Origin of the sequence: Salegentibacter sp. Hel_I_6, assembly GCF_000745315.1 — a bacterium.
Classification (GTDB): Bacteria; Bacteroidota; Bacteroidia; order Flavobacteriales; family Flavobacteriaceae; genus Salegentibacter.
In genome coordinates, this window is the sequence record NZ_JQNQ01000001.1 from 1,226,599 (window position 1) to 1,242,189 (window position 15,591).

Annotated in this window: 20 protein-coding genes; 5 read left to right on the top strand and 15 right to left on the bottom strand. The window is 35.5% G+C overall.

Annotation, left to right across the window (positions count from 1 at the left end; all coding sequences use genetic code 11):
- Window positions 1–24 precede the first annotated feature (24 nt).
- Both FG27_RS19595 and FG27_RS05550 read right to left on the bottom strand, forming a co-directional pair.
- Complete coding sequence (locus FG27_RS19595) at window positions 25–231, bottom strand: type II toxin-antitoxin system RelE/ParE family toxin (protein ID WP_197051706.1); 207 nt, start codon at window positions 229–231, stop codon at window positions 25–27.
- Window positions 232–311: 80 nt separating this feature from the next.
- The gene (locus tag FG27_RS05550; RefSeq protein WP_037316613.1) at window positions 312–548 is read right to left on the bottom strand and encodes a hypothetical protein; all 237 of its coding nucleotides are present in this window, start codon (window positions 546–548) and stop codon (window positions 312–314) included.
- 232 nt (window positions 549–780) lie between these two features.
- Here FG27_RS05550 and FG27_RS05555 point away from each other — a divergent pair, with 232 nt between their 5' ends.
- The 3 genes from FG27_RS05555 (at window position 781) to FG27_RS05565 (ending at window position 3,855) form a co-directional block, all read left to right on the top strand.
- Complete coding sequence (locus FG27_RS05555; RefSeq protein ID WP_037316616.1) at window positions 781–1,146, top strand: BlaI/MecI/CopY family transcriptional regulator; 366 nt, start codon at window positions 781–783, stop codon at window positions 1,144–1,146.
- 2 nt (window positions 1,147–1,148) lie between these two features.
- Window positions 1,149–2,660: a M56 family metallopeptidase gene (locus FG27_RS05560; protein ID WP_037316619.1), complete on the top strand. Its 1,512-nt coding sequence runs from the start codon at window positions 1,149–1,151 to the stop codon at window positions 2,658–2,660.
- A gap of 235 nt (window positions 2,661–2,895) precedes the next feature.
- Entirely contained in the window at window positions 2,896–3,855 is a 960-nt protein-coding gene (locus tag FG27_RS05565) for a lipid A deacylase LpxR family protein (protein WP_037316622.1), read from the top strand.
- 22 nt (window positions 3,856–3,877) lie between these two features.
- Here the strand turns inward: FG27_RS05565 and FG27_RS05570 are convergent, their stop codons facing one another.
- The 11 genes from FG27_RS05570 to ruvC all read right to left on the bottom strand — a co-directional run bounded on the left by FG27_RS05570 (window position 3,878) and on the right by ruvC (window position 13,367).
- Window positions 3,878–5,584 (bottom strand): DUF885 family protein, encoded by a 1,707-nt coding sequence (locus tag FG27_RS05570; protein ID WP_037316625.1) that lies wholly within the window; start codon window positions 5,582–5,584, stop codon window positions 3,878–3,880.
- 282 nt (window positions 5,585–5,866) lie between these two features.
- Window positions 5,867–6,874 carry a metal-dependent hydrolase gene (locus tag FG27_RS05575; RefSeq protein WP_037316630.1) on the bottom strand — a complete coding sequence of 336 codons (1,008 nt, stop codon included), beginning with the start codon at window positions 6,872–6,874 and terminating at the stop codon, window positions 5,867–5,869.
- A gap of 222 nt (window positions 6,875–7,096) precedes the next feature.
- Window positions 7,097–8,875 (bottom strand): DNA mismatch repair protein MutS, encoded by a 1,779-nt coding sequence (locus tag FG27_RS05580; RefSeq protein ID WP_037316633.1) that lies wholly within the window; start codon window positions 8,873–8,875, stop codon window positions 7,097–7,099.
- Entirely contained in the window at window positions 8,868–9,233 is a 366-nt protein-coding gene (locus FG27_RS05585; protein WP_037316635.1) for an MmcQ/YjbR family DNA-binding protein, read from the bottom strand. Before FG27_RS05585 ends, FG27_RS05580 begins: the two co-directional genes overlap by 8 nt.
- Window positions 9,234–9,372: 139 nt before the next feature.
- A complete protein-coding gene (locus FG27_RS05590) occupies window positions 9,373–9,987 on the bottom strand; it encodes a DUF4230 domain-containing protein (protein ID WP_037316639.1) in 615 nt (204 codons plus the stop codon).
- Window position 9,988: 1 nt separating this feature from the next.
- Window positions 9,989–10,339, bottom strand: coding sequence for a DUF4260 domain-containing protein (locus tag FG27_RS05595; protein ID WP_037316642.1), 351 nt, complete (start codon window positions 10,337–10,339; stop codon window positions 9,989–9,991).
- Window positions 10,336–11,082 carry a cyclase family protein gene (locus FG27_RS05600; RefSeq protein WP_037316645.1) on the bottom strand — a complete coding sequence of 249 codons (747 nt, stop codon included), beginning with the start codon at window positions 11,080–11,082 and terminating at the stop codon, window positions 10,336–10,338. Before FG27_RS05600 ends, FG27_RS05595 begins: the two co-directional genes overlap by 4 nt.
- A gap of 5 nt (window positions 11,083–11,087) precedes the next feature.
- On the bottom strand, window positions 11,088–11,393 hold the full coding sequence (locus tag FG27_RS05605; protein ID WP_037316648.1) for a type II toxin-antitoxin system RelE/ParE family toxin: 306 nt from the start codon (window positions 11,391–11,393) through the stop codon (window positions 11,088–11,090).
- The gene (locus tag FG27_RS05610; RefSeq protein ID WP_037316651.1) at window positions 11,377–11,610 is read right to left on the bottom strand and encodes a hypothetical protein; all 234 of its coding nucleotides are present in this window, start codon (window positions 11,608–11,610) and stop codon (window positions 11,377–11,379) included. The genes FG27_RS05605 and FG27_RS05610 overlap by 17 nt, the downstream gene beginning before the upstream one ends.
- A gap of 40 nt (window positions 11,611–11,650) precedes the next feature.
- Window positions 11,651–12,778: a radical SAM family heme chaperone HemW gene (gene hemW, locus FG27_RS05615; RefSeq protein ID WP_037316654.1), complete on the bottom strand. Its 1,128-nt coding sequence runs from the start codon at window positions 12,776–12,778 to the stop codon at window positions 11,651–11,653.
- A gap of 37 nt (window positions 12,779–12,815) precedes the next feature.
- Window positions 12,816–13,367, bottom strand: coding sequence for a crossover junction endodeoxyribonuclease RuvC (ruvC, locus tag FG27_RS05620; protein ID WP_037316657.1), 552 nt, complete (start codon window positions 13,365–13,367; stop codon window positions 12,816–12,818).
- Between the two features lie 187 nt (window positions 13,368–13,554).
- On the opposite strand from ruvC, the gene FG27_RS05625 reads away from it, so the two are divergent.
- A complete protein-coding gene (locus FG27_RS05625) occupies window positions 13,555–14,703 on the top strand; it encodes a glycosyltransferase (RefSeq protein ID WP_037321972.1) in 1,149 nt (382 codons plus the stop codon).
- Window positions 14,704–14,705: 2 nt separating this feature from the next.
- Complete coding sequence (locus FG27_RS05630) at window positions 14,706–14,981, top strand: YciI-like protein (RefSeq protein ID WP_037316660.1); 276 nt, start codon at window positions 14,706–14,708, stop codon at window positions 14,979–14,981.
- Here FG27_RS05630 and FG27_RS05635 read toward each other — a convergent pair.
- Both FG27_RS05635 and FG27_RS05640 read right to left on the bottom strand, forming a co-directional pair.
- A complete protein-coding gene (locus tag FG27_RS05635) occupies window positions 14,978–15,382 on the bottom strand; it encodes a type II toxin-antitoxin system HicB family antitoxin (protein ID WP_037316662.1) in 405 nt (134 codons plus the stop codon). The genes FG27_RS05630 and FG27_RS05635 overlap by 4 nt on opposite strands.
- Before the next feature lie 6 nt (window positions 15,383–15,388).
- The gene (locus tag FG27_RS05640) at window positions 15,389–15,571 is read right to left on the bottom strand and encodes a type II toxin-antitoxin system HicA family toxin (RefSeq protein WP_037316665.1); all 183 of its coding nucleotides are present in this window, start codon (window positions 15,569–15,571) and stop codon (window positions 15,389–15,391) included.
- Window positions 15,572–15,591: the final 20 nt, after the last annotated feature.

A 15,591-nucleotide genomic window follows, 5' to 3' on the forward strand; every position in this document is an offset into this window, starting at 1 on the left:
TTTTGGAGTCGCGAAGATAGGATATTATTCTAAACGCTTTGATAACTTGTCTGGATTTTGACGGCTATCCCAAATAGTCAGTATTGAAATTTGATCTTTCTCTACTTCATAAATGAGAAAATAGTCCCTAACAACTTTGATTCTAACATTTACTTCATCAGTAGGCTTTCCAATCTCAGGATAGTTGAAAATGAGTTTTATGGCTTCTTTAAATAGTCTTGCCAGTTTTATACTATAATTCTTAGATTTATTCCTATCAGTCCACTACTTGAGGATTTCCATCCTATCATTCTGCGCTCTTTTAGACCAAATTATTCTCTTAGCCATTCATCTACCACTTTATCGGCTTGTTCATTGGTCAAGTAATCCCCTTTTATAATTTGTTCCCGAGCTTCTGCTATTGCAGAGTTTTGTACGTTACTTAATTTATAAGTTTCCTGGGATTTATTCTCCTGATTTAGATAGCTGTACAATTCCTCCAACAAATTTCTATTTTCGGACAAATTTATTTCTTCAATTAATTTTTTTCTAATTTCTACGGTATTCATAGTGCTGATATTTATTAGAAAGAGAAGAAATTCCGGTTAAATCAAACTTTGTTTTTATATCAATCCTTTAAATTCAATTTAGCTTTTTCGGCAACTATACTGGTTTACGCAAATAATATTTTCCATAAAAAATCCAGTAACCAAACCAACATTACGAAAAAATTTTAATTCTATGTTTGTAGAATTAAATATTTATTCTACATTTGTAGAGAACAATCTAAACTTGTAGAAAATGAGTCTTTCAAAATCTGAAGAACAATTAATGCAAATACTCTGGAAACAGGAAAGGGCTTTTATGAAAGACCTTATAGAAGCCTACCCGGAACCTAAACCCGCACCTACAACTATTGCCACTCTTTTAAAAAGAATGCAGGACAAAAATTTTGTAGACTATAAACAATATGGCCGTTCCCGGGAATATTTTCCACTGGTAAAAAAGAAAGATTACTTCTCTAAACAGTTTAATGGAATTATCAAAAATTTTTTCAATGACTCTGCTTCTCAGTTTGCTTCATTTTTTACAAGGGAGACCAATTTAACTAAAGAAGAATTGGAGGATTTAAAGAAGTTAATAGATAACGAAATAAAAAATAAGTAGTTATGGAATGGTATATTTTAAAATCTGTAACGATCCTGGCTACTTTACTTCTTTTTTACAAGTTGCTTCTTGAGAAAGAGGATATGCATACGTTCAAGCGTTTTTATTTACTTTTTTCGGTAATAGCATCTATTGGAATTCCGCTTATTACCATTACTACCTATATTGAACCTGCTTCTCAAAATTTTAGTCCTACCATGCTTCAATCTTCCGAGGAAATCTCAATAGCAGAAGATCAATCTTTTATGGATTATCTGCCGTTCATTCTTTGGAGCATCTATGCATTGGGAGTGACTTTCTTCAGCATAAAATTTATAAGAAATCTAAGGGAATTATTGGTAAAGATTAGTATAAATCCAAAGGTAAAAAAGGAAGGATTCACGCGAATATTACTGCAAGAGGAAATTGATCCACATACTTTTTTGAATTATATCTTTCTAAACAAAAAGAAGTATGAGCAAAAACAAATCCCAAAGGAAGTAATTATTCACGAAGAAGCACACGCTAACCAAAGACAAAGTTTGGATATTCTTTTCGTGGAATTTCTGCAGATTATTTTCTGGATAAATCCGCTAATATTTTTCTTAAAAGATTTTATCAAACTCAACCACGAGTTCCTGGCCGACCGCGAGGTACTTAAAAAAGGAATCCAAAAAACCGAATATCAAACTACATTATTATCATTTTCATCGGGACATTTACATAGTGATTTTGTGAATCCCATCAATTATTCATCAATCAAAAAACGTTTTACAGTTATGAAAACACAAACATCAAAAAGAACCATCTGGGTACGGAGTTTATTAATCCTGCCTCTCGTCTCACTTTTATTCTTCAGTTTCAGTAATAGAGAACTAGTAGAAAAAGATATTAGTTCTTTTCAGGCTGAATCTTCAAATTCCAAGACTTTAGCGCTTGAAGTTAACGAGAGCGGAAAAGTCTTTTTCCAAAAGAATCAAACAGAGATGAGCGAATTACAAAAATTGATTGATACTGAAAGTTATTCCTCTTATCATGTTGAAGTACCTGAAAATTCTTCACCGGCCATTATAAAAAACTTAATTCAATTGATGGTAGACAATGAACTGAAAGGAAGTGTATCTAGCTGCATTTCTAAGAAAACTCAACAGGACAAAGCCACACCTGAGATGATTTCAGAGTATAATAAAATCATCAGGAATTTAAATGAGACTGGAATGATCAAGCAAAAAGATCTAAACCGGATTAAAAGAATATTAGGTGTAATGACCGCCGAGCAAAAGAAAAATGCTGTGCAATCAAAATATGACATTATTCCTTCTCCACCACCAGCTCCTGAAACTCCCCCTACTCCGCCGGCTCCACCAAGTTTTGAAAAACTATTAGCAGATGATGCAATCTTTTATTATAAAGGAAAAACTATTGAGCCGCAAAAAGCACGTGAATTGGTTGAAGACCAGAAAAAGGTAAATGTTCAAATTACTTATAACAACCAGGAAAAACCAATTGTGAGTTTAACCGATAAAGCGAATTAATAAGTATCATAAAAAATTAAAAAGCCCTCTTCGGTATTCGTACTGAAGAGGCTTAATGATTTAATCTTGTAATATAATTTCTCCTTTCTATTTCAAGTAAAACCATTAATCCCTTCATAAAAAACCGGAAAAAAAATAGTACATCACTGTTTACCCCCTTTTTTCGAATAAACTTTTTCATCAATTATTTTTAGAGAATTCACATCTTTAAAGCCTGGCTTTACGTAGATAAAGTATGAGAGAAACAATTATTTTTGCGTGTATACTATGGTTTGGATTTTCTTCCTATGCCCAAAAAATAGATCATACTTCTTCCTACCGAGAAATAAAAAGCAATTCATATTTTAGGTTTAATTACGATAATGACTTTTTCGCTTCAGCAGATAAAAATTATACTCAGGGATATCAGTTAGAGTTAGTTCTGCCTTTTTTAAAGAAGAATCCGATTAATCATCTTTTTTTTCAACCTAAAAATAACGAGTTTACTTATGGTTTAGCCTTAGAGCATATTGGATTTACACCAGGTGATTATGTAAGTAAAGAAATTCAAGTTGGGGATAGACCATTTGCTTCCGCGATTATGCTAAAAAGCTTTTTAGTCGCCAAAGATACAGTGAATTCTTCAAGAATGCATTCTGCATTAAGTTTAGGAATAATATGGCCTGCTGCTTTTGGCGGAGAAATGCAACGAAGTATTCATGAGGCAACAGGAAATAAAATCCCGTATGGTTGGAGAAACCAAATCAAAAACGATATTGTTCTAAATTATCAAATTGGTTACGAAAAACAATTGTTCCGATATGCAGACTTTTTCTCCTTGCAGGGACAGTCAGAAATCAATCTGGGTACCCTTTTCACCAATTTTTCCGTTGGGGCAAATGCCACTTTAGGAATTATAAATAATGGATTTTCTTCCGTAGAAAATAAAAATAAGTTTGAGGTATATGCTTTTGCGCAACCTGTTTTTAAAGTAGTTGGGTACGATGCAAGCATACAAGGCGGCCTTTTTAATAATGAAAGCGTCTATACAATATCATCTAACGATATAAATAGGTTCACGAGACAGACTCATATCGGGATTATTGTAAAAACACAAACGCTTTACTTTGAATATACAAGAACCACCCTCACTCCAGAATTTGAAGGCGGAAATACTGCCAATTGGGGCGGAATTAAAATTGGGTTCACATTTTAGTTTTCGTTATAAATCATAAATTTTACTGCGCTTGTTTAATATATTCCTTAATCCGTTCTTCTAAAATTGGCAGCGTAACCACACCCTGCTCTAAAATCACTTCGTGGAAATCACGAATATCAAAATCGGAACCAAGGGCTTCTTCTACTTTTTTACGCAATTCCCTGATTTTAATTTCTCCTATTTTATAGGAAACAGCCTGGCCAGGCCAGGAAATATAGCGATCTACCTCTGTATTGATATTATGCATAGAAAGCGCCGTATTTTTCTCGAAATATGCTACCGCTTCTTCCCTGCTCCAACCCATTGCGTGAATTCCGGTATCGATTACCAATCGGCAGGCACGCCATTGCTCGTAGGTGAGTTTTCCAAACAACTCGTAGGGCGTAGTATAAATTCCCATATCTTCAGCTAAGAACTCAGAATACAAGCCCCAACCTTCTCCATAAGCCGATAAATACATATTTCTGCGGAATTTTGGAATACTGTCACCCAATTCGGCATTCAAAGCATTCTGTAAATGATGTCCTGGTACTGCTTCGTGGGCGGTTAAAGAAGGCAAAACATATAGCGGACGATTGGATAAATTATAAGTATTCACCCAATAATAGCCCGGCTGGGTTTCATTGGAAGCGCCAATATAACGCCCCGTGGTATACTTTGGCGCTATAGCATCAGGTACTTTCGCCACGCCGTAAGGTTTTCTTGGTAAAGTTTTAAAATAAGCCGGCAGTTTGGCGTCAATTCGCTTAGCAATATCACGTGCTTCCATTAATAATTCTTCCCCGGTTTTAGCATAAAATTGCTCATCGGTTCTTAAGAAATGAATGAATTCTTCGAAACTACCGTCAAACTCAACTTCAGCTATTATTTTTTTCATTTCTGAATTAATTCGCGCTACTTCCTCTAAACCAATTTGATGAATTTCTTCTGCCGTCAAATCTAAAGTAGTATAATAATCCAGCCTGTTTTGATAATATTCCCTCCCATTTGGAATTTCAGAAACTCCCAAACTTGTTCGTGTATTTGGTAGATATTCAGTTTCGAAAAATGTCTTTATTCTTTTAAACTGCGGAATTACACTATTCCCAATTGCCTCTTCTGCGGCTTTTAAAACAGAATCTTTTTGTTTTTCCGAAAGCGTTTTTGGAAGATTTTCGAAAGGTTCATAGAAATAGCTTTCTTTTGGATCTTCCACGATCTGGTCGTTATAAGTAGATTCGTAACCCTCAAAAATCACCCGTGGCTGTGTATTCCCTTTCTTTAAACCTTCACGTAATAACACAAAATGCTGATCTACATAAGTAGGAATTGCATTTAATTTATTCAAATAGGCTTTCACCTGCTCGTAATTATTTAAATCTCTAACCTGGTAGGCAAGGCTTAAATGAAATCCCGAATCTGAAAGCAACGGATTTAAATAGGCTTCAAATTCGTAACGGTCTATAGTTTCCTGAAGCTTAAACTTTAGCATTTCCAGAGAAATCTGTTCGGTTTCGCTTAAAGAATCGGCTTTTATTTCCTGTAGTTGCTCCAACTGCTTCTCAGCAAATTCTGATTCTTCTTTGTAATATTTCCCGGTATATAATCCCAAAGGAAAATCTTCGCGATCGTAAGCCTTATGATCATCAATTTCCTGAATAATAGTTTTTAAATCTTCTGAAGCTTCCTGCGCAGTTAAGATAGAAATACATAAAAAAGCGAGGGTGAGAGTAAGTATTTGTTTCATAGAAAAATTGAAGTTTTGATAAAGATAAGGTTTCTGAAGAAGTTTGTATGGAATTTGGTTTGTCACGAATACACGAATCTCCTTGTATCGTATACTATTCGATCATCGTTTCTTCTCGTCATTACGAGCGACGAAGGAGCGTGGTAATCTTTCATTTCGAACTTTTATTGTGGTTAGAGATTGCTTCAGTCGTTCCTTCTTCGCAATGACGCGCGGCTGGCTGATTTTTTTTAAAATATCGATATTTTATTGAAAAATTGTGAAGTCTTGGTCTTGAATAATTTAATTCCCCAAAATCCTATTCCCCAGCTGAGATAATAATTCCTTTGCATCCCCTCGGGTTTTTTCAGTTTCTATGGCTTTAATTTCACCATTTTCTTCCACCAGTTTATAGCTAAATGCAAAGTCGGCATCTGCCCTGGCTATTGGGCTTAATGTGCCAAAACGAAGATCATTAAAATAAATTTCTCCATCTTTTTCTGAAATGGTATACCAACCTTCTGAAATATCGATGAGCCGTTTTACATTTCGCTTTTCGATCCAGTCACCAAGCAATTGATGGTTTTTAGGATGTGCTACAAACTCTATTGGTTGTGTATCAAAAATTGAATAGTTTCCAATTAAATATGCATCATCAACCTCCACATTAGCCGACCATAAAACAGCATTTAGCGGGGACGGTTTGGTTTCGATTTTGTAATAGGCAACATCCTGATCTTCCAAAGCTTCCGTAAACTTATCAAACGTGTAAAGTTTTAAGGCCGGGGTAATAACCAACAAATAAATACTACTTATTATAAGGCCAAGATTATTTAGTTTTCTCCTTTTTTTAGTTCCTCGTTCCTGTCGCATTGCCAGGATTAAGAACAACAAAAATGGTAGCGTATATAATGGATCTATTACAAAAATGTTCTTATACGCCAGGCGGACTTCTAAAGGCCAGAATAACTGTGTACCCCAGGTTGTATGAGAATCCAGAAGCGGATGCGTAAAAAAGCCCCAAAACATCAACCAGGACCAGTTTTGCCAGATTGCAATAGATTTCTTTTCAATCTTTGAAATGAGCCAACCAAAGATGGGTGCAAAAAGTATGGAAAACACAATGGAGTGTGTAAAGCCACGGTGAATTTCAATAGCGGTAATAGTATCGGTAAAAGCGCTTGCAAAAGTATCCAGATCGGGAATTGTGCCTGCAATGGCTCCATAAAGCATCGCTTTATTCCCCACTTTTTTGCCGAGAACTGCTTCGCCAACCGCCGCGCCTAATACTATTTGTGTTAGTGAATCCATTTATGACTTTTTTCTTCTCTGATTTGTAACTTCTACTTTTCCAAAAGAAAAACTAGATAGTAATAAAGTTTTTAATCACGTCATCCTGAACTTGTTTCAGGATCTAATGCGTTGATAAGATCAAGTTAGAAGCTGAAACAAGTTCAGCTTGACGAAAATAAGACATTCCATATAACCTCAACTAAAACTTAGAAAAGGTTCCAAAATCCTTAATTCTAGTATTTAATCATCAACAATCTCCATCTTCCTTAGAAGGAATGAGGCATTCATATTCTGGCAAATTCCGTCTTTAAATTTATAATCAAAATGCAGTTCGTCATTGATAATTTCCGCATCAAAATAATGGTTTTTCACCTGGCTTAATTCTGAAGTGATTTCGCATAAACTCAAATCATGTGTAGCAATGATTCCGGTTGAATTAGAGTTCACCAGTTTCCTAATAAACTTTTTAGAGCCTATAGCTTTATCGCTACTATTGGTTCCTTTTAAAATTTCATCAAGAATAATAAAATAACGATCGGTTTTAATTTCGTCTACTATAAATTTTAAGCGCTTTAATTCTGAAAAGAAATAAGATTCATCATCACTTAACGAATCGCTGGTACGCATACTGGTAATGAGTTTAATCGGCGAATACCTACAAGCTTCAGCACAAACCGGAAGCCCAATATTACTCATTAAAATTTGAAGGGAAACCGTTCTTAAAAAAGTACTTTTCCCAGCCATATTCGCGCCGGTAATGATAAAGAATTCTTCATCCCCAATCGCGAAATCATTAGCTACTCTCTTTTTAGGATCTAAAAGTGGATGTGCCAATTTTGTTGCTGAAATTCCTCTTTTCTCGTTTATGGTTTCAGGAAAAACATAGTTTGGATGATTAAATACAAAATTCCCCAGAGAATTATAAGCATCAGTAAGTTCGATTACCTCAAACCATTTTTCGACATTTTGGCGATATGCTGAAATCCATTTTTCTAATTTATAACTCTGGCGAAGATCCCAGAGTAAAAAACCGTTGCCAAAAATCCCAAAAATCATATTGTTTCGCTGGTCTAAGGCATCGATCGCTTTGGAAAATTCTTTAAAAATTGCCGATGCCTTTTTCTTTTCTGAATGAATAAGCGACTGATTTTTCTTTAAAATTTCTGAAGAAAAATCTTCTTTTTCAAGAAGTTCCAATAACAAATGATATTGATGAAAAGTATCCTGGATCTTACTCACGCTACCTGAAAGTAAATTGATTTTCTTCAGGTAAATTCCTGTAAAAAGTAAGCCGGCTAGAAACCACAGAAAAAGATGAATTCCCTTTAAATAATCAAAAGAATAACCCGCGATCACGAGAATGGAAATCACCGAAAAGACAGTAGGCAACCATTTCATATAATTTGGAACAAAATTCTTATAATTTTTAAACCATTTAATTACAGTTTTTGATGCGGTTTCAGTCTTTACCAACCTGGCCAATGCAGTAAACTCCTGTCTCCATTCAGCTTTAGTTGCAAGTTCTTTAACGGCTTCCTGTTTCTGCGAAATATCTTCTATGCTATTTTTAGTAAAAATACCGGCCAGTATTTTTGTACCTTCATAAAGCGCGGTTCGGTTGGAATACTGGAAAAACGAGCCTCGCCCAAATAAGTCGATATCCTGGCTATAAGGATGCATCGGATCTTCAAATTCGTTTCCATCAGGTAAATCCTGAAAATTCCGGGTTTTTAAAATATCAATTTCCAGCTCGTTTAGCTTGATGATTTCCTTTTGCTTATCACTCTTATCTTTAAGATTGCTGTGCCTGGAAACCAGGAATAAAAAAAGTGCAATCCCACCAATAATTACCGGAACGATCACATTCATATTTCCGAAGAAATAATAGATCGTAAAACATATTGCTAGAAAAATGAAAAGCCTGATTAAACTGGATACCAGCAATTTTTTGGAGATCTTGCTTAATTCCTGCTGGTGTATTTCTTTTTGCTTTGAATAAAATTCTAATGGGTTATTCATCTAAATCTTTAAGTTCTTGTTGTTGCTTTTTAGTTAATCCCGCTTCTACCAAATTATAAGAATCGTCTACTAATTGAAAAATAAAATCGGGTTTTAATTGACCATCCAGGATTACGGTGTTCCAATGCTGTTTGTTCATATGGTAACCGGGTAAAATATTATTCTCGTATTCTTCCCGCAATCTTATCGCTGTTTCAGGATCACATTTTAAATTTACACTAAGCGGAAGCGCATCAAGCCCGGCCAATGCAAACATCTTACCCATAACTTTAAAAACCAGGGTATCTGGACCAAAAGGAAGTTCCTCGGTTACGCCTTTTTTGCTAATGCAGTAATTTCTAAGCGTTTCTATGTCCATATGCAATTTTGTCATTTCCGCCCCTCGTAAAATCGGGATAAACTCCGGCGGAAATCTATTAATTAATTAACATGCTAGATCCTGACTTCTCGACTCCGCTCGAAGTGACCAGTTCAGGATAACGTACTTCCACAGGCTATTATTTCTCAATTTTCTTCTGATTTCTATCTTCTAAAGTCAGTGCTGTATAATCGAGTTTCCAACCAATGGTTTCCACAATTTTTTCCATCAATAAAATGGTATCCAGCGCCTCTTTTCGCGCCTGGTCTAGAAGTCCGCTTTGGGGAATCTTGTCAACTATATAATTTTTTGCGTCACGGTTAATATCCGTAAGATCTGAAGTTGTGAAAGGGTTTGCCCAACCTTCGCGCTTATCGTAATATTTAAAATCTGTCTCTACAGTAAGCAGTTCGGGCTGCGGAAAATTAGTGAGTACAATGGTTTTTTTTTCATTTTCGCTATTCATTCGCACTTTACTAAGATCAAAACCCACGTGCGCTTTGGCGTTTACCAAAACTATGGCCTTTTTCTTTCCCAGAAGTAAACTCAGGTATTTTTCCTTTAAATTTTCGTAATGATAAACCTCAGAAAAATCGCCTTCAACGGTTATAAATTTACAAACACTCCTTATTTTATCCATAATCACCAAGGACTGTTCATTGGTTTTAAGCTTTGATTTCTCCTTATTAAACCTGGCAAAAATAAAATAAGCCACGACCGCTCCCACGGCCAATCCGATAAATAAAAATTCCATATTAATTTCCTATTTCTCCCAAATGAGTGAATTTGAAGCCCTTTTCATACTTGAGCCCGTAGCCTAAAATACGATCAAAAGCCGCATGTGAAAACAAAATTACACCTATTAATTGAAATACTTCACTTTGCACATAAAATCCCAGGAACCATATTAAAAGTGCAAGCCCTTTATGATGAAAAAGATTATAAATAAAAGCTCCTGTTTTATTATTGAAGATATACCCCAACATTCCAAAATCTGGTGTAAAAAATAAAACTAAAAACCACCACCAGGCAAAGTCTAATCGGCTAAAAACGAAGATTCCCAATATTAACATTGCGAGCTCTTCAAGTGCGAGTGTTATTTTCATAAGAATTTATATAAAACAGGTTTTGAGGGGCTTGCATCGTTTTCAAAGGAAGCTATTTGTAGATTTAGTAAATAGTCCCCATCCTCAATAGCATTAGGAACATAAACTAGTTCGGTAATAGTAGCATCAAAACGAGTGTTTTTCGGGTAATTCCAAAAAGCTTTATGCGCCAATAACTTCCCGCCATCCTTCTCCTTATCTACTGAAGGTAAATCTATAAGCAAATGCTTGACACCAGAATTTCTAAGGTAAACCGAAGCTTCTTCACTAAGATAAGGCCAATTGGTATGCGAATATTTTTTCGTCTGCTTTTCCCTGAAATTGGGCAGTGTTCGTATAATTAAAGCATCAGTTTCGTTAGGCTGAATTTTCTCCCTCAAAATTGCTTCGGAAATCACACTATCATCTCCCCTAATTTCCGGTTCAACTGAAATCAATTTTGAAAAAAAGAAGAAAGTTTTCAGCGTTTGATTGATGCTATAAAATTCCCTGGAAATATGCCCCACACATTCGGTATGCGTGCCGTGAGCGTGCGGGTTAAACTGAATATTATTAAAATTAACCGAAGCTCCTTCTGAAACTTTCCCAATAAAGTCACCGTCTTTCACCGGTGTTATTTTAGGAGCATCTAAATACCACGCCACCGGATTTTTAGCATCGCCCCGCAAACCAATGGAAATATCGAGGGGTTTGGAAAGATCGGTAATATAATCTTTAGCTTTAAAATTAATAGTGGTTCGCATAAAATCTAATCGATTTTAATTTTGGAAGGATCCTGTCTGTTTGAAAAGAAAGATATTATTTCAATAGATTCATTATGTATTCTATAATATAGGCTGTTGAACTTTGCAACCACAGTTCTTCGAATATTTTTTCTTTTAAATGAAATTGGGAATATCTTGGGGTTTTTAGAAATTAATTCCAGCGTATGATCCAGTTCTTTGGCGAATTTTTCTAATTCCTGTGCGGTCCAGTTTTCTTCTAAATAAGCTATTGTTTCTTCAAGTTCAGAAAGTGCGTGAACGGTCCAAAAAATCTTATAACCATTTTTCATAGAGTTTTCTAACTTCAGATTGTGGTCTTAAGTTCCCGGAATTAGCATCTTCTATTCCATTTTCTATAGATTCTTTTTCGCCTTCACTTATCTCATTCCACCAATCAGCCTTCTCACTCTCTCTTAGTTTCATTAATTTATCTATAATGATTTCGTTATCCAAAGTGGATAACCATTGAATTAATTCTATTTTCTTGTTTTGAAGATCTATAGCCATAACTCAAATTTACGATTTTTGACTTTAATTTCGATATTTATTAATCCAGGAAAAACAAGTCGGCAGCAATACCATCACTTAAAAATTTTCCTTTAGAAGTAATATGAAAAACCCCATTTTTTTTCTGGAGCAAATCTTCCTTTTGCAATGGCTTAGCAAGTTTTACAAAGTGAGCTTTATAAGCTTCGCCAAATTTCCCGGAAATCTCAGCAAGCTCTACCCCAAATTTTGTCCGCAGCCGGGTCATCACATATTCGTTGTACTTATCTGAAAGCGATAAATCTTCCGTTTCCTGCGGAATCTTATCATTTTCCAGGGCTTTTATATATAAAGGATTATTGGAGATGTTCCATTTTCTGGAATTTCCATTGTAAGAATGTGCTGCCGGACCAATTCCTAAATAAGGTTTTCCCAGCCAATAGGCGGTGTTATTTTTTGAAAAATAACCGGGCTTTCCAAAGTTGGAAAACTCATAATGTTCAAAACCATTTCTTTTGAGGGTCTCCACAAGAATTTCGAAATGAAGTTTTGCGGCTTCATCATCTACCGGCTTAATTTTCCCTCTTTCAATAAATTTCTGAAGCGCGGTATTCGGCTCTACGGTAAGTGCATAACTGGAGATATGCGGTACACCCAATTCAAGTGAAATTTCGATATTTCGTTGCCATCGTTCTACACTCATTCCCGGAATTCCGTAAATAAGATCTATGGAAATGTTGTCAAAATATTCTTTGGCGAGATTGATACTTTTTAAGGCTTCCTCGGAATTATGCGCACGGTTCATCAGCTTTAAATCTTCTTCAAAAAAAGATTGAATTCCAATACTCAAGCGGTTGATTTTAGAAGCCTTGAGCATTTCCACCTTTTCTTCCGTCAAATCATCGGGATTTGCTTCCAGGGTGATTTCAGGATTTTCAGCAATTCTATAATTCGAGTAAATGGTCTCAAAAATTTGCTGAAGTTCCTCCGCTTCCAATAAACTGGGTGTTCCGCCCCCAAAATAGATCGTCTGGATTTCAGGGGAAGTGAGCTCATCCTTCCGCAGCACTAATTCCCTACATAGCATCTCCACGAGCTTAGCTTTCTTTTTTAAAGAGGTAGAGAAATGAAAATCACAATAGTGACAGGCCTGCTTGCAAAAGGGAATATGGATATAGATACCTGACATATAGTTGATTTGAAAATTGGAAGAAGATAAATTGAAACTATTTAATTTTCTTCGGGTTTTGCTTTACAAAAGCAGCCCATCCGGAATAACTTTTTCCCACTTCGGTACTACCTGAATTGTAAAAATGACAAACCGCGGCTGCAAGGCCGTCGGTTGAGTCGAGATTTTTTGGTAATGATTTCAAACCGAGTAAACTTTGTAACATTTTTGCCACCTGCTCTTTACTGGCATTTCCGTTACCGGTAATTGCCATTTTAATTTTCTTGGGTAAATATTCAGTAATTGGTATTTCTCTGGAAAGTCCGGCAGCCATTGCCACGCCCTGTGCCCTTCCCAGCTTAAGCATAGATTGTACGTTTTTACCAAAAAACGGGGCTTCAATCGCAATTTCATCTGGATGATAAGTGTCTATCAGTTCTATAGTTCGTTCAAAAATTAATTTAAGTTTCACGTAGGGATCGCTATATTTACTAAGCTGCAATTCATTCAGCTGTATAAATTTCATCTGCTTATTTTCCACTTTTATAAGTCCGAAGCCCATAATCGTAGTGCCGGGATCAATTCCTAAAATGATTCTTTCGCTCTTCAAAATAACTGTTTCTATTTAAAGCTTATCTAATTTCACGTAGCTTCGCAAAGCTAAGCAATTTCATTTCCTTACTCGCCAGGCAAGATTTCAAATACGCCACAGTTTAGATATTTTCTCTTTCTAGGGTTCTTGAATTTGCTGTGTTTTGGTTTACTTTACAGGGAAATTAAGAATTAAAAAACCGGATATGTTCATCTTTATTGTTATCTGTATTTTTTATTCGGTTTTAATGCTCATGCTGCTTTACGGCTGGAAAAAGATCCCTGAATTCTCTTCGGAAAATTTACCCGCGGAAATTCGGTTTTCTATTATAATCCCTTTTAGAAATGAAGCTGGAAATTTACCGATTCTATTGCATTCCCTGGCTGGGATAAATTATCCTGAATCTAAATATGAAATTATCCTGGTGAACGATGAATCTGAAGATAATTCAGCGGAAATCATCGAAGAATTTCAGCATAACCTTGAAAATTTCAATTTAAAAGTTCTGGAAAACAATCGTATTTCAAATTCCCCGAAGAAAGACGCTATTGCGACCGCAATTAATGCTGCCAATTTGGAATATATCATCACTACCGATGCTGATTGCCGGGTTCCTGTAAACTGGTTAAAAAGCTATAATAATTTTATTCTTAAAACCGAAAACAAACTCGTTGCCGGGCCGGTTGCTTTAAATTCTCTTCCAGCAACAAATACAAATAATAAGCGCAAAAATATCTTAAGGAATTTTGAAGAGTTGGATATTTTAAGTCTTCAGGCATCCACTGCCGGAGCTTTTGGAATTGAGCAAGCTTTTATGTGTAATGGCGCAAATTTATGTTATCAAAAAAATGCTTTTATAGAAGTTTCGGGGTTTTCGGGAAACGATAAAATTGCCAGCGGTGACGATGTTTTTTTACTTCAAAAATTTCAACAAAAGAAATATAAAATTGGCTTTTTAAAAAGTTGGGAAGCAATTGTATATACGAAAGCTCAACAAAGTTTTGGTGATCTGGTTTCGCAACGAATTCGTTGGGCTTCTAAAGCTCCGGCCTATAAAAGCTTATTTTCTAAATTTACCGGAATAACTGTCCTTTTAATGAATCTAAGTCTTGTGATCGCCGCCTTTTTAGTCTTCTTTCAGCTATTGCCATACCAACCTATTTTGATCATTTTCCTCATAAAATTCAACCTGGATTTCATCCTGATCTATAGCGCAGCTAAATTTTTTCAACGAGAAACAGTTTTGCGAAGTTATTTCTGGAGTAGCATCTTTTATCCTTTTTTTAGCACTTATGTAGCTGTTAAATCTCTATTTTCGGATTTTTACTGGAAAGGAAGACAATTTAAAAACTAGAGATGCATTATTATATTTTAGAGTATGTAACGGGAGAGAATTACCTTGAAGAAAGGATGAAATTTCGTAAAGAACACTTAAATCACGCAACCGAGTATTTTAATGAAGGCTATCTTAAACTTGGCGGTGCAATAGATTCGGCTAACGAAGCTGTACTTGTTTTTAAAGCGGATAGCGATAAAATTGCGAAAACTTTTGCCGAAAACGATCCGTATGTGAAAAACGGACTGGTAAAAGCCTGGACGGTGAAAAAGTGGAATGTAGTGATTGGGAATTAAATTGATACAGAAAGAAGATCTTCACCTAATTCGTGAATAGCTTTTTCTATTCTTCTTGCCCTTTCTTCTGAAGCATTTGCTTTTCCACTGGCATATTGTCTCATGAGCGAAGGATTGATACCGGATTTTTCGGCGATAGCAGAAATTTTTATTGGAAGAAGTTTGAAAAATGAAGCTATATCCAGCCTATATTCGAATTCAGTTAACCCTTTAATTTCATTTAACCATTCTTCATTAAGATCTTCTGCTACTTCTTTATAATCTTCAAACGCGACTTTGAGATTTTGTTTTAATTCATCTAATGAATTTCCAAAAGCACTTACTCCGCCCGGGAGGTTTTGAGTACTTCCCCAATAAGTCCCATCTTCGGCCTTTTCAACATACACACTAATCTTTTTCATTTTAATTTATTTAATTCCGGCTTGTTTTAAAATTGAATTCACCGTTCCCTTAGGAAGATCCTTTTTCGGATGCGGAATGGTAACAATTCCTTTCTTTTTGGGATGCTTAAAATGATGGTGGCTTCCTTTTGTTCTTACGAGGTACCAACCATCCTTTTTAATTGTTCTAATTAGGGAAACCGAATTCACATTTTAAATTTATAACAAAA

What these genes read in the sequence shown, in the direction of transcription:
- FG27_RS05550 (WP_037316613.1), bottom strand. Translation starts at nt 548, where the DNA reads ATGAATACCGTAGAAATTAGAAAAAAATTAATTGAAGAAATAAATTTG.
- FG27_RS05555 (WP_037316616.1), top strand. Translation starts at nt 781, where the DNA reads ATGAGTCTTTCAAAATCTGAAGAACAATTAATGCAAATACTCTGGAAA.
- FG27_RS05560 (WP_037316619.1), top strand. Translation starts at nt 1,149, where the DNA reads ATGGAATGGTATATTTTAAAATCTGTAACGATCCTGGCTACTTTACTT.
- FG27_RS05565 (WP_037316622.1), top strand. Translation starts at nt 2,896, where the DNA reads ATGAGAGAAACAATTATTTTTGCGTGTATACTATGGTTTGGATTTTCT.
- FG27_RS05570 (WP_037316625.1), bottom strand. Translation starts at nt 5,584, where the DNA reads ATGAAACAAATACTTACTCTCACCCTCGCTTTTTTATGTATTTCTATC.
- FG27_RS05575 (WP_037316630.1), bottom strand. Translation starts at nt 6,874, where the DNA reads ATGGATTCACTAACACAAATAGTATTAGGCGCGGCGGTTGGCGAAGCA.
- FG27_RS05580 (WP_037316633.1), bottom strand. Translation starts at nt 8,875, where the DNA reads ATGAATAACCCATTAGAATTTTATTCAAAGCAAAAAGAAATACACCAG.
- FG27_RS05585 (WP_037316635.1), bottom strand. Translation starts at nt 9,233, where the DNA reads ATGGACATAGAAACGCTTAGAAATTACTGCATTAGCAAAAAAGGCGTA.
- FG27_RS05590 (WP_037316639.1), bottom strand. Translation starts at nt 9,987, where the DNA reads ATGGAATTTTTATTTATCGGATTGGCCGTGGGAGCGGTCGTGGCTTAT.
- FG27_RS05595 (WP_037316642.1), bottom strand. Translation starts at nt 10,339, where the DNA reads ATGAAAATAACACTCGCACTTGAAGAGCTCGCAATGTTAATATTGGGA.
- FG27_RS05600 (WP_037316645.1), bottom strand. Translation starts at nt 11,082, where the DNA reads ATGCGAACCACTATTAATTTTAAAGCTAAAGATTATATTACCGATCTT.
- FG27_RS05605 (WP_037316648.1), bottom strand. Translation starts at nt 11,393, where the DNA reads ATGAAAAATGGTTATAAGATTTTTTGGACCGTTCACGCACTTTCTGAA.
- FG27_RS05610 (WP_037316651.1), bottom strand. Translation starts at nt 11,610, where the DNA reads ATGGCTATAGATCTTCAAAACAAGAAAATAGAATTAATTCAATGGTTA.
- hemW (WP_037316654.1), bottom strand. Translation starts at nt 12,778, where the DNA reads ATGTCAGGTATCTATATCCATATTCCCTTTTGCAAGCAGGCCTGTCAC.
- FG27_RS05625 (WP_037321972.1), top strand. Translation starts at nt 13,555, where the DNA reads ATGTTCATCTTTATTGTTATCTGTATTTTTTATTCGGTTTTAATGCTC.
- FG27_RS05630 (WP_037316660.1), top strand. Translation starts at nt 14,706, where the DNA reads ATGCATTATTATATTTTAGAGTATGTAACGGGAGAGAATTACCTTGAA.
- FG27_RS05635 (WP_037316662.1), bottom strand. Translation starts at nt 15,382, where the DNA reads ATGAAAAAGATTAGTGTGTATGTTGAAAAGGCCGAAGATGGGACTTAT.